The following is a 12,391-nucleotide window of genomic DNA, read 5'->3' as shown; positions in this document are numbered from 1 at the left end:
TTGATTTGTTTGAATAAAACAAATCGAGCTTAAAATAGATAGACGTATTTACCATTGATCTAAACTTAAGAGACTATAAAATTACTTTTTCACATTTTGATAAACAGCTGATTCAAATTCCAGGTATCCTAAATATGAGGAAGGATCTTGATAAGGCAGCATTTGAGTAGACCAAAAACCACCAATACCATTCTCGCGATCAATCCAGTAGAAAAGATTGGCTAAACCGCCCCACATCAATTGACCAGCTGGACGTCCTGTAGGAAGGGGCTCATCATTTACTTGGAATGTGTACGACCAGGATTTTTGAAAACCAGGGAAGAATTCCCCGTCATTTACCACTACTGGATCAGATGAAACCCATCCTCCACTTTTTAAGTCTCCCAGGCCGCTTTGAGCCATTTTGGAAACGGTTTCTGGATTTAGCACACCAGAACCATCATTAAGAATCATTCTTATAAATTTCATGTATTCTCCTATACTCGCATATAACCCGTGTCCACCCATATCGATTTCGGGATTTTGTGGCAAAATCATGTCAGGTTTAGGTGTAAGTTTCCCTTCCTGGTTACGAGTATGGATGGTAGCACGTCTCTCCGTCATTGATGATGATAGTGTAAAACCAATATCTGACATATCAAGAGGAGTAAAAAGCTCCCTTTTCATTACTTCTTCCAATCTCATGCCGTACACAGCCTCAACAATTTTTCCGACCCAGTCAATATTGACACCATAGTTCCATCTTTCACCTGGTTCGAATAGCAATACACTTTTCATTGAATCAAAAGTACTTGTCAAAACAGCAGGCACATCTTTAGCTTCACGATATTTTCGATCCTCAGCGCTAAAAAATTCATATCCAAATCCTGCTGTATGAAGCATTAGCATATTGATTGTAACATCTATTTTTGGTTTCCTTAATCTGGGTTGCCCATCTGGGTCAAATCCTTCAAGAACCATAATATCAGCAATTTCTGGAACATACTCCTTAACAGGATCATCAAGATGAGCCTTTCCTTCCTCTACCAATTTCATCAGGACTGAACCTGTTAATGCTTTAGTAGTTGAGAATAAGGAAAACACAGTATCAGTAGTCATAGACTGCTGAGTATTGGAATCACGAACACCTGCGGCTCCCTCATAAATATTTCCTTCACGGTCTGTTACCATGGCAACCACTCCAGGAACACCACCTGCTCTTTTCACAGAATTGGTTAGTATACTATCGAGCGTGGTCTTTAGAGTCTCTTTCTCTCTTTCTTTTGATGGCATTGTTTGTTCGCCTCCTTTTTTTATTCGTACCGTAACGTAACATTTATTTTTTACTAAGCTTAAAAACTTGTAGCGTTTCTTTAAGGCCTTTTCAATGGAGTTACTTGCATAGGGCCAATATGTTGCTTCTATTTCTCTCGATTCAAAACAAATCTTTTTTTTGATAAGGTCTATCAACCATTCGCATTATGATCGCTCATCATTAAATGTACCTAGAAATTAGTCCAAGAAAAGCTTTTCATTTGCCACCATTTCTATAAAAAATTTTTTGCTTTTTTCTATTTCACAATCATGATTATTAGTGATTAATCAATAACTTTTGATGATAAATAAATAACCAATGATAGGTTATTTATTTTTTACATATCAAAAAGCTCAGGAAGATCTATGAAATTAGCGATATTACATAACATCCCCATTGCGATGAAGATAGTTGCTTCCCTTTCAGCATTCTTTATCCCAGCTGATTTAAACCTTTCCAAAGCATAATTTCGAATGCGGGATAACCCCTCTTTTGTAGTTTTTCGAACAGCTTCTTCCGTAACAGAAATTCCGATCACCATTAAAGCAATTTCATTAGGATGTGATTGCATCAATTCTTCATAGGCTTCGACCATTTTGTCACCCAGCTGTTCCGGTCCGGACTCTATTTTATTAAAAGTTTGAAGTATTCTTTCAAATGCCCGAACTAATGCAGCGATAAACAACTCTTCCTTTGTTTGAAAGAATCTAAAGACATATGGTTGAGATATACCAGCTTTTTCTGCAATCATTGCGGTGGTTGTATTATAATACCCCCGTTTAGCGAATACTTCTAACCCGGCCTCAAGAATCTCCTCCTTACGCATTTTTGATGTCGATCTGACCATTGCTAGAACCTCCTACAACAAGTTAGTAATTAATCAATTACATAATAACTAACTTTGCCCTCAAATGCAAGTGGTAAGTTCCAAATCTATATATTGGAGCAGGTTAAATCTCACACTGATGTATGAATAATCCAAAAAGAAGCTGGCAAATGTATTTAATCAATAGATAAATCTGATTCCAATCATTTTGAACTGCGTTTCGGGAATATACAGTAGAACATGTGGACTGCGTGCGAACTTAAAAATTTCAGCCCCTAAAATTGTTCATTGTGATATTTTCCGAATCCATCCTCACACGTAATATCCAATTCAAGAATGTCGTAAAGTTCTTGTTTGGACTTCTCTAATTTTTTTTTAGCGTCTTCAATTTCTGATATTTTTTCTTTAATAATGTGTGTTTGTTCATCTTTAGACATTCCATCCTTCAATATCATAGATTGTATATCATTAATTGAAAAACCAACGGCTAAACATTTTTTTACAACATTCAGATGATGAATGATTTCTAAGGAATAATTTCGATAATTATTCTGGTCTCTCAGTATATAATCATCAGGGATAATGCCTATTTTCTCATAATAACGGATGGTTGATATTGGAAGATCAACCATTCTTGCTACTTCGCTAATCTTCATAATAAATCACCCCTTTTTTTTCTTGCTATGAAGTAAACTTCATAGTTTACAATCATCATAGTGTGATACATGCAAGATATCACAAATATTAAAAAAGGAGTAATAATATGGCTTTCAAACAAAACGATTTTGAGTATGTTATGAAGGGGCGACGCTCTGTTCGTATGTATCAATCAAATTACAAAATACCTAGAGAAGAGTTGACGCAGATTATTGAAGATGCGTCAACAGCTCCGTCATCAGCTAATCTACAACCTTGGCGGGTGGTAGTCGTTGAGAGTGAAGAAGGAAAGAAAAAATTGCGTCCTCTTGTTATGTTTAATACTCAACAAAATGATACGTCTTCCGCGATGCTTTTAATCTTTGCAGATACTAAATCCTATGAGAATGCTGATTACATTTATAATATGGCTGTTGAACAAGGAAAGATGCCACCAGAAGTGCGTGACAAACAATTAGCAACCATTAAGACCTATTATCCAGCACTCCCAAGAGATAAAACTAATGAGATTATTAAAGTGGATAGTGGTTTTTTTACTATGCAATTGATGCTGACAGCAAGAGCCTATGGGTATGATACCAATCCAATAGGTGGTTTTGAAGCAGATCAGTTAGCAGAAGCCTTTAACTTAGATTCCGAGCGATATACGCCTGTTGTAGTATTAGCTCTTGGAAAGGCTGAAGAAAGTGGCCATGATTCCGTTCGTCTTAGTCCAGAACAGATTACGTTTTGGCGATAAGGAGTTTTTAAACAATTACAAGGATTAAGGGGAAGCTGCTGAACACTCTCCCCTTAATCCTCATAAGTTTAACGAGCAATCTGATTTAAGCAAACTTTCTACTGGAAAAATGTCAGAATATTACCAGTTGCCAGGATTTGTGGTGTCCGAAGGTGCAGCTCTAGAATGGCGATCGGAAACAAAGTTCCAGATACTAGTAGCGTAAAAAAAGTACGCAGTTTTTTTAAAAAAAATAGCGATTTTTTGGAATTACACATTTACACTTGCATTGGAGATTAAAGTTGATTATTATGTTATTGATCGATCACTAACAAATTATAGGAGGTTATGAAAATGATAAGGTGATTTCAAAAAAGTAATATAGGAGATAAAAGGAGATTTGCTGTTAGGAATTAATATAGAAACAAAAACGAACAATAGGCGCTTCAAACGGAAAAAATCTGGTTCCACAAATAGAAGCGAAAAAAGGAGAGGAAATACATGAGTACAAAAAAGAATCCCACATCTGGCCTGACCCTTGAAGTCTTTGGGCCTACCGTAGAGTTTTTAACATTGCCAGAAGAGGAGCACAATGACTTTTGTGTTATGAAAGGTGAGATCCCGCCTGGTGTTGCTGTTCCGCTTCACAGTCACAGTGATACGGAGGATTTTATCGTCATTTCTGGAGAGATAGAGGCTTTAAGACAAGATAAGCAGGGCTACGAATGGATCTCGGCACAGGCAGGTGATTATATACACATTCCAGGAAATTCACATCATGCTTGGAGAAACGTTTCTAACAAACCCGCGGTCCTTTACATTACCGTGACTAATACAATGGCACAGTTTTTTAAGGAGATAGGAAGACCAGTGAAGAATTCTCCCCAACCTGTGACACCAGAGGATTTAGCTCACTTCGAGGCTGTAAGCGCTAAATATAATTATTGGAACGCATCTCCCGAAGAAAACGCAGCTGTCGGGATAACTTTTAGTTTCTAAAAAGTAGCGTATTCCATTTAAACAGCATAATATAACAATTTTCATAAGAGAAAATAGCGAAATTACAAAAGCTTTTTTGAATTTCTTTCATCATGGAGCAAGTATGGGAATGTGAATGGCAGAGGCTTTTCCGATATGCTAGATTCACCGGTAATTCAAGATAAGCGCTTATCATCTAGGAGAATACGAAAATGAAATTTGAAGAAGTATTGAAAGATTATGAGCGTATGATTCATCATTTGATCCATAAATATCAGATTCGTGACGTGGAAGGAGATTTTTATCAAGAAGGATTAATTGCGGTATGGGAAGCATTTAAAAGCTACGATCAAACGAAGTCAAAATTATCAACCTATGTATACAGCTGTATCGCACGTCGCTTCATCAATAAGATTCGCAAGGAGAATCGCGAACGTGAAAAGCAGCAGAAATGGCTTGATCAAGTAACCATCGAAGATTTAATTATCGAGGACGAATTGGATTTGGATACACGAATGCTGATGGATATCCAAGAAGAGCTTTCGGATAAGCAATGGTGTTGGTTTGTAGAATTTATATTGCACGACCGCTCTGTCAGATCCATTGCCGAACAACAAGGTGTCACAGAAAACGCAGTGAAAAACTGGGGGAAACTGGCACGGAAGAAAATACGGTATACGTTGGAACAAAAAGATTATTTATAATGTTTATATGTATTCCTGACTACTTTTATAAGTAGTCAATTTTTTTATAAATGAAAAGAGATGGAGGCAATAAGATAGTGTTTAGTCTAGAAACCGGAACCAAAATAATAGCATACGGAGGAGTTTTCTAATAGTTTAGTACATACGAACTGGAATTGTAAGTATCATATTGTATTTGCTCCAAATATTGAAGATATGGAAAAGTCAAAAAAGATATATTGGGGATTTAAACCTAGAGGTGTTGGATTACATTATTGAATAGGATTCTTAATAATGCTAAAATTATACCACTTATTAGAAAGTACTTTTATCCTTTCTGTCTATCAAAGTACTGTATTTATCTATAGAATATGCCTTTAAAGGTAAGCGTTTTCATTTTTTCTCTCATTCAATATTATTTTCAGGAGGATAATAAATTGTATAACACCAACCACTTCTTCAATTATCCATTATCGCTAAAAAGCCGGCTTTATATGATGTTAACAGCAAGCTCCGTTATTCCTTTAATAGTAATTGGCACCATTTCAGTGTACTCAATTTATTCAATATTAGTAAATAAGATCGACAAAGGACTTGAAGAAAATGTTGAAAAGGTAAGTTTAAACTTAGAAAACACTTTAGAGAATATGAATTATACATCTCAACAGTTTACATTTAATGGATTAATTGGACAAGATGTTTATAAGTATATGAGTACCGAGAATTTGGTTGAAAGGATTAGTTTAACGAATCAGATTGAACACAATATCGCCTTAATGAATTATACAAATCCGATAGTTGGCATGACATTGTATTATGATCAGAAAAACAATATACAACTATTTACTAATATGCAAACAGAGGATTTTCAATTAAAACACTTACCTGAATTAACATCTATGCACGGTAGTCATTTTTATGGTCCTCACGAATCACAATATAAAAATAGTGAAAATACTGTATTTTCCTTAAGTAGGAAATTTGATATTACTAATAATGAACAAACATCCAATGTCGTGATATACATAGAAAGCAATTTTAGTACCTTTGAAAATATATTGAATTCTATGCAATATGGAATGGAAGCATTTCATATCTTAGTAAATAATCAAGGTGAAGTTATTTACACAGAGAAGGAAAGCTTATTTTCTATTGGGGATAAATATGATTTAAGTGAGTTGGATGGTTATAAAATATTTAGTAAGGACAGTGATCAAGACTGGAAGATTGTTGCCTTTATTGACCAAAAAGATTATGGATATGAATTTAGGAAATGGTTATATACTTTCTTGGCAGTTACGTTATTATCTCTTTTATGTAGTTTTCTTCTTGCAGTCATTTTCAAAAAAATCGTGTATAAGCCATTAAGCAAGATTAATCAGGGGATTTCGATGATCTCCCATAGCAACATAGATGTAAAAATGAGCACAAGTGGTATTAGAGAGTTTGATTCTATCATTTCTGAGTTCAATAAAATGACTACTAAGATTAAAAATTTAGTGAAGAAGGTGGAACAGGAGGAGAAAAATAAAAGCGAAGTCGAAATTGAAAAATTAATGGCTCAAATTAATCCTCACTTTTTATATAACTCTTTAAACACGATTCAGTGGTTATCGAGAATGGGAGAACATGAAACAATTGACCGATATGTAGCATTGTTTGTTAAGCTGTTAAATTATAATCTAGCAAAGGATGGCTATGTTGTTCCGATTAGAGAGGAAATCAATTCTTTGATAGATTATATAGAATTACAAAAAATTCGATATGAAAACATATTTGATGTTGAAATAACCGTGGATGAACAGGTGTGGGATTACGAAACACCAAGATTTCTGTTACAACCCCTTGTAGAAAATGCTTTATACCATGGTTTAGAGGGAAATGAAGGCACAATCAAAGTAAGCGTTACAACTGAAAGAGATCGATACTTATCTATTGTGGTGACGGATGATGGGAAGGGGATGGATGATTTGGAAATGAAGGCTTTATTAGCAGGTGAAAACAAGAAACATGGTTTAGGTATTGGTCTAAACTATGTTGATAAAATGATTAAAAGCTATTTCGGGCCAAATAGTAAATTGTATATAACTAGTCAAAAGAATAAAGGAACAGAGGTTAGCATTTTATTAGAGTATGAAGAAAGGGTGGAGGATAATGATTAAAGCTTTGATAGTAGATGATGAGCCCCTTGTTAGAAAGGGGCTTAACTTTTTACTTCCATGGGATAAATATGGTATTAAAGTTGTTGGCGAAGCTAGTAACGGACGTAAAGCTCTCGAATACATTCAAGGTAATAAAGTGGATGTAGTTTTTACAGACATAAGTATGCCTGAGATGGATGGTTTAGCGTTATTAAAAGACATTTCACGAGATTATCGAGATATCTCCGTAGTTGTATTAACCTGCTATGAAGAATTTAATTATGTTCAAGAAGCGTTGCGATTTGGAGCGATTGATTATATTTTAAAAACGCAACTAGAAAATGATAAAGTCGATGAGGTGTTAGCATCTATAACAAAACGACTCCATTCTATACAACCAAAGGAAAGGTGGCTCCAATTCGAGTGTGGTATGGTGTTAATTTCAATAGAACAAAAGGAGAATAAGGAAATCGAAGAGTGGTTAAAACTACATCCTAACCTTCCCGTTGCAGATAATGTTTGGTTCATCCCAACTGAGAGTGATGAGGAGGAGTTTCAAGAATCTAGTATTGTTTATAATTACCATGGACTAGTTGGTGTAAAAGTATCCGACCTGAAAGGATTTACATGGGAAGATATCTATAAAATGTTAAATCAATACTTAGATTATCATTTTTTCTATGAGTATCAACCTAATAAAAAATTGTATGACTGTAAGATAAGTAACCTTCCTGACAATCGTTCTTTCGATTTAAATGAACTAGTTATAAAATGGTCTAGCTATGAATGGATGTTTCGTGATGAATGTTTTCATGTACTACAGGCTACAGTGGAACAATTCAGACCGTATCCCGCTAAAGTAAAGCAAATTTTTTATGAGTCCATGTTTAAATGGGCAGAGGAATTTGACATTGGTAATTGTATACATGAATGGTTAAGTAAATTTGAAAATTTTTCTTCATGGCATGATTGGAAAATGTGGTTATTAGATGTTCGGCAAGTCATAAGAGAACGATATAATAATAGTCAATACCCTGAAGAAATCGTCGCAGGTATTTATAAAGCGATTAATTATATGAGAAAACAAGAAAACCTTCATTTTACCCAGGAGGAAATTGCTGAATATGCGTGCATGAGTAGAGCTTATTTTAGTCGCTATTTTAAGAGAATTGCTGGAACAAGCTTTACCGAGTTTGTAAAACAACTCCGTATTGAAAAGGCCCAGCATCTTCTTTCGACCACCATGCTACCTATTTATGAAATTGCTGAGCAAACTGGATTCAAGGATGAGCGCTATTTCAGCAAGGTATTTCAAATGGAAGTAAAATGTTTACCATCTGCGTATAGAAAAAAGGTGAAATTTCAAGAAAATAGCCAAAATGGTATAAAATAATGCAGAAAGTTGTTCTCTTTAAATGGAAGCGATTACAAAAATAACTGTTTTTCTATACAGTTATCTATCCCTATTATCACAACTTCTCCATTACAATTGTATTGGGATTACAAAATGAAAAAGAAAGGGGAATGATGTTGTGAGAAAGTCATTATTATTTATCTTATTTATTTTGCTAGCGCTTGCAACAGCATGTAGCGATGATGAATCTTCATCGTCTGAAGATAGTGAGGACGTACAAGGTTCATCTGATACCATCGAAATAACAATAGGTAAAGCGGGAGAGTTAGATTCTAACTTACCTAATGGTGATACGGTGGAGGACAATGAATATACAAGATTCTTAGAAGAAGAATTAAATGTAGACTATGTGCTAGCTTATCAAGGTAGTTCACAAGATATTGAGCAGAAAAATAGTTTAGCGATTGCAAGCGGAGATATACCAGATGTCATGGTAGTGGATAAAACACAACTAACTCAGCTTGTTGAGGCGGACCTAATCGAGGATATGACCGAAGCGTTTAACAATACAGTATCTGACGATTTAAGGGGGGCATATGAAGATACTGGTGACTATGGTTTAGAACAAGCTACCTATGATGGAAAACTAATGGCGATTCCAAATATTAATCCAGGTGCAGATGGAATAAATTTACTTTGGATTCGTGAGGATTGGTTGGATCAACTTAATCTTGATGTACCGGAAACATTAGACGATCTCATTGAAGTAGCAAAGGCATTTAAAGAACAAGACCCAAATCAAAGTGGGAAAGATGATACAGTCGGGCTTTTAGGAAGTCAGAGTATAGTAAATATCGGAAATAGTTTGTTTGGCTTCGATACCATTTTTAGTTATTTTGATGCTTATCCAGAAATGTGGATTGAAAATGATAATGGTGAGGTTGTATATGGATCTATTCAACCTGAAACAAAGGAAGCCCTAGGTAAATTACGGGAAATGTACGAATTAGGTGTAATAGAGCAAGAATTTGGAGTCAAAAAACCTGAGGATTCGGAAGAACTTGTGGTCAATGGAACCTCCGGTATGCTTCTATATCCATGGTGGGCACCATTCTCGGTACTCAGAAATCAATTAGAACAAGATCCAAAAGCGGAGTGGATTGCACTTACTGTACCTAAGAATGCTGAAGGAACAATGAATACTCATATGACAGCCCCTAGCTCTTCTTATTTAGTAGTACGAAAAGGATTTGAAAGACCTGAAGTTATTGTAGAAACGTTGAACTATCAGTTTGATATTGATCAGGTCCAAGGGGATGGTTACGGATTTTACGAGGGTGAAGAAGATATGGGATTTAACTGGGCACATATGCCTTTCTCCTTATTATTAAGTAGGTATGATGATAAGGAAGTAAAAGCTGCTCAAGTCAAAGAAGTTATAGAAGGTAATGGATCGCCAGATGATTTAATGGGAGAACCAAAACAGGTTTATGAAGATTATTTAGTGAACCAAGAAAATCCAAAAAAGGACCTTTCTGCATGGGCAAGAGCGAATGCATTTCTACAAGGTGCGGACATTATTAATACAACAGATGTAAATAAAGTTCAAGGAGTTTTTTATGGGCAGACAGAAACCATGGAAAAACGATGGGCTAATTTACAAACAATGGAAGATGAAGCTTTTCTACAAATTATTCTCGGTTCTGAGCCTTTAGATTACTTTGATGAGTTTGTTTCAAAATGGAAAAGTCAGGGCGGTGACACGATAACAGAAGAAGTAAGCGAAATTGTTAACGAGAATTAATGATAAACGAGAAATGGATGGATACAGCCATTTCTCGTTTACCATATACAAGTAAGATTTATAGTGCTGAGGGGGAAAAGGAATGCGATATAAAGGAGTAACGATACATTACCATTTAATGTTATTACCGGGGATGATCCTTTTACTGATTTATAATCTACTACCCATATTTGGAAACGTGATGGCCTTCCAAAATTATATTCCAGCAAAGGGAATTTCAGGATCAGAGTGGGTAGGATTAGAAAACTTTATGTACATGTTTGAGTTGGACAGCAGTACAAGAGTATTTTTTAACACCATTTTTATAGCTAGTATGAAAATTATCATGAATATCATCGTACCAGTGGCATTTGCACTACTTTTAAACGAACTTATACTTATGAGAGTAAAAAGGTATATTCAAACAATTGTTTATCTACCCCACTTTTTATCGTGGGTTGTTCTTGCAGGTGTATTAATAGATATGCTGTCTGGTGATGGTTTAATTAATAGAGTTATTTCCTTTTTTACTGGTGATACGATTTTTTTCCTAGCAAGTAACACTTGGTTTCCAATTATAGTGGTTTTAAGTGATGTTTGGAAGGAGTTCGGCTTTAATGCCATTATTATACTGGCTGCTTTGACTGCTATTAACCCGGCATTATATGAAGCAGCAGATATCGATGGAGCTACTCGTTTGCGTAAGATATGGCATATCACCTTACCAGGAATTGCCCCGACGATTGTATTACTGTCAACGTTAAGTATCGGTCAAATTCTTAATGCAGGATTTGATCAAATCTTTAACCTATATAATCCTCTAGTTTATGAATCTGGTGATATTATTGATACGTTTGTTTACCGTACGGGATTAATAAATGCACAATTTGGTTTAGCAACTGCAGTGGGCATGATGAAAGCATTAATAGGGTTCGTCTTAATTATCCTATCTTATCGACTGGCTTATAAATATGCTAACTACAGAATATTCTAACTTTGATTTTGGGAAAGAGGGTGTATTTGATGGAAGCTGTAAGAAAGCATACGAATATTAAAGTGGGACACAAAGGAAAACGACTTAATATTACGGATATGATCATTCTTGTCATTTTACTATTCATATCGTTTCTCAGTTTACTACCTGTAGTTCATATATTTGCACTATCCTTTAGCAGTAGTTCTGCTGCTTCTGCCGGTAGCGTTACATTGTTTCCGGTGGATTTTACTTTTGCTCCATACACACAAATAATGGATGATCCGTATTTTTTTAATTCCTTTTTTGTTTCGGTAAAAAGAGTACTGTTAGGCGGAATTATTAACTTTGTTTTAACTGTGATGATGGCATTCGCTCTGTCTAATGAAACTTCTGAATTTCGGAGCCGAAATATATATATGTGGATTATTATTTTTGCCTTTATGTTTAATGGTGGTTTAATTCCAACCTATATGGTCGTACAGTCAACAGGTTTAATTGACACACTGTGGGCACTAGTTCTTCCGACTGCAGTACCGATTTTTAATGTGATCATCTTAATGAACTTTTTTAGGGGATTACCTAGAGCTTTAAAAGATGCAGCTATTGTTGATGGATCTGGACCATGGCGTATGCTTATTCAGATTTATGTCCCTTTAGCGTTACCAGCAATTGCGACTGTCACGTTATTTAGCATTGTTATGCATTGGAATTCGTTCTTTGATGGTTTGATTTATATGAATAAAACCGAAAATATGCCGTTACAAACATATATTCAACAGCTAGTTATTCGTCCGGATGAAATTACCTCTGCTAATAAAGAGGAAATTATGCAAAAAGCGTCAACAAGAACATTTAATGCGGCTAAGATAGTTGTTACGATGCTTCCCATTCTAATTATCTATCCATTTCTTCAGAAGTATTTCGTAAAAGGTATTACATTAGGCTCAGTGAAAGAATAACGTCTGGAGAGTAGGGTGAATA

Annotated in this window: 11 protein-coding genes and 1 pseudogene; 9 read left to right on the top strand and 3 right to left on the bottom strand. The window is 35.3% G+C overall.

Annotated features, from left to right (window positions below; genetic code table 11):
• Nucleotides 1-81: 81 nt before the first annotated feature.
• From ACTNEP_RS09135 to ACTNEP_RS09125, 3 genes are all read right to left on the bottom strand, one after another.
• Nucleotides 82-1,272 (bottom strand): serine hydrolase domain-containing protein, encoded by a 1,191-nt coding sequence (locus ACTNEP_RS09135; RefSeq protein WP_441161574.1) that lies wholly within the window; start codon nt 1,270-1,272, stop codon nt 82-84.
• Nucleotides 1,273-1,631: 359 nt separating this feature from the next.
• A complete protein-coding gene (locus tag ACTNEP_RS09130; protein WP_441161573.1) occupies nt 1,632-2,141 on the bottom strand; it encodes a TetR/AcrR family transcriptional regulator in 510 nt (169 codons plus the stop codon).
• 254 nt (nt 2,142-2,395) lie between these two features.
• Nucleotides 2,396-2,776 (bottom strand): helix-turn-helix domain-containing protein, encoded by a 381-nt coding sequence (locus tag ACTNEP_RS09125; RefSeq protein WP_441161572.1) that lies wholly within the window; start codon nt 2,774-2,776, stop codon nt 2,396-2,398.
• Between the two features lie 107 nt (nt 2,777-2,883).
• Here ACTNEP_RS09125 and ACTNEP_RS09120 point away from each other — a divergent pair, with 107 nt between their 5' ends.
• The 9 genes and pseudogenes from ACTNEP_RS09120 to ACTNEP_RS09080 all read left to right on the top strand — a co-directional run bounded on the left by ACTNEP_RS09120 (nt 2,884) and on the right by ACTNEP_RS09080 (nt 12,369).
• Entirely contained in the window at nt 2,884-3,516 is a 633-nt protein-coding gene (locus ACTNEP_RS09120; RefSeq protein ID WP_441161571.1) for a nitroreductase family protein, read from the top strand.
• Between the two features lie 480 nt (nt 3,517-3,996).
• Complete coding sequence (locus ACTNEP_RS09115) at nt 3,997-4,494, top strand: cupin domain-containing protein (RefSeq protein ID WP_441161570.1); 498 nt, start codon at nt 3,997-3,999, stop codon at nt 4,492-4,494.
• Between the two features lie 191 nt (nt 4,495-4,685).
• Complete coding sequence (locus tag ACTNEP_RS09110; RefSeq protein ID WP_441161569.1) at nt 4,686-5,177, top strand: sigma-70 family RNA polymerase sigma factor; 492 nt, start codon at nt 4,686-4,688, stop codon at nt 5,175-5,177.
• A gap of 126 nt (nt 5,178-5,303) precedes the next feature.
• Nucleotides 5,304-5,395, top strand: a pseudogene (locus ACTNEP_RS09105) (IS200/IS605 family transposase); the annotation flags it as partial.
• 198 nt (nt 5,396-5,593) lie between these two features.
• Nucleotides 5,594-7,318, top strand: coding sequence for a cache domain-containing sensor histidine kinase (locus tag ACTNEP_RS09100; RefSeq protein WP_441161568.1), 1,725 nt, complete (start codon nt 5,594-5,596; stop codon nt 7,316-7,318).
• Entirely contained in the window at nt 7,311-8,690 is a 1,380-nt protein-coding gene (locus ACTNEP_RS09095; protein WP_441161567.1) for a response regulator transcription factor, read from the top strand. The genes ACTNEP_RS09100 and ACTNEP_RS09095 overlap by 8 nt, the downstream gene beginning before the upstream one ends.
• A 139-nt stretch (nt 8,691-8,829) precedes the next feature.
• Nucleotides 8,830-10,455 (top strand): extracellular solute-binding protein, encoded by a 1,626-nt coding sequence (locus tag ACTNEP_RS09090; protein WP_441161566.1) that lies wholly within the window; start codon nt 8,830-8,832, stop codon nt 10,453-10,455.
• An 82-nt stretch (nt 10,456-10,537) separates the two neighbouring features.
• On the top strand, nt 10,538-11,428 hold the full coding sequence (locus ACTNEP_RS09085; protein WP_441161565.1) for an ABC transporter permease: 891 nt from the start codon (nt 10,538-10,540) through the stop codon (nt 11,426-11,428).
• Nucleotides 11,429-11,457: 29 nt separating this feature from the next.
• The gene (locus ACTNEP_RS09080) at nt 11,458-12,369 is read left to right on the top strand and encodes a carbohydrate ABC transporter permease (protein WP_441161564.1); all 912 of its coding nucleotides are present in this window, start codon (nt 11,458-11,460) and stop codon (nt 12,367-12,369) included.
• Nucleotides 12,370-12,391 lie beyond the last annotated feature (22 nt).

The organism is Gracilibacillus sp. HCP3S3_G5_2, assembly GCF_052063305.1.
Taxonomy (GTDB): domain Bacteria; phylum Bacillota; class Bacilli; order Bacillales; family Amphibacillaceae; genus Gracilibacillus.
The sequence above is the reverse complement of the archived record's forward strand: the minus strand, read 5'-3'. Positions and strand labels throughout refer to the sequence as shown.

What these genes read in the sequence shown, in the direction of transcription:
- ACTNEP_RS09115 (WP_441161570.1), top strand. Translation starts at nt 3,997, where the DNA reads ATGAGTACAAAAAAGAATCCCACATCTGGCCTGACCCTTGAAGTCTTT.
- ACTNEP_RS09085 (WP_441161565.1), top strand. Translation starts at nt 10,538, where the DNA reads ATGCGATATAAAGGAGTAACGATACATTACCATTTAATGTTATTACCG.
- ACTNEP_RS09120 (WP_441161571.1), top strand. Translation starts at nt 2,884, where the DNA reads ATGGCTTTCAAACAAAACGATTTTGAGTATGTTATGAAGGGGCGACGC.
- ACTNEP_RS09135 (WP_441161574.1), bottom strand. Translation starts at nt 1,272, where the DNA reads ATGCCATCAAAAGAAAGAGAGAAAGAGACTCTAAAGACCACGCTCGAT.
- ACTNEP_RS09130 (WP_441161573.1), bottom strand. Translation starts at nt 2,141, where the DNA reads ATGGTCAGATCGACATCAAAAATGCGTAAGGAGGAGATTCTTGAGGCC.
- ACTNEP_RS09080 (WP_441161564.1), top strand. Translation starts at nt 11,458, where the DNA reads ATGGAAGCTGTAAGAAAGCATACGAATATTAAAGTGGGACACAAAGGA.
- ACTNEP_RS09125 (WP_441161572.1), bottom strand. Translation starts at nt 2,776, where the DNA reads ATGAAGATTAGCGAAGTAGCAAGAATGGTTGATCTTCCAATATCAACC.
- ACTNEP_RS09095 (WP_441161567.1), top strand. Translation starts at nt 7,311, where the DNA reads ATGATTAAAGCTTTGATAGTAGATGATGAGCCCCTTGTTAGAAAGGGG.
- ACTNEP_RS09110 (WP_441161569.1), top strand. Translation starts at nt 4,686, where the DNA reads ATGAAATTTGAAGAAGTATTGAAAGATTATGAGCGTATGATTCATCAT.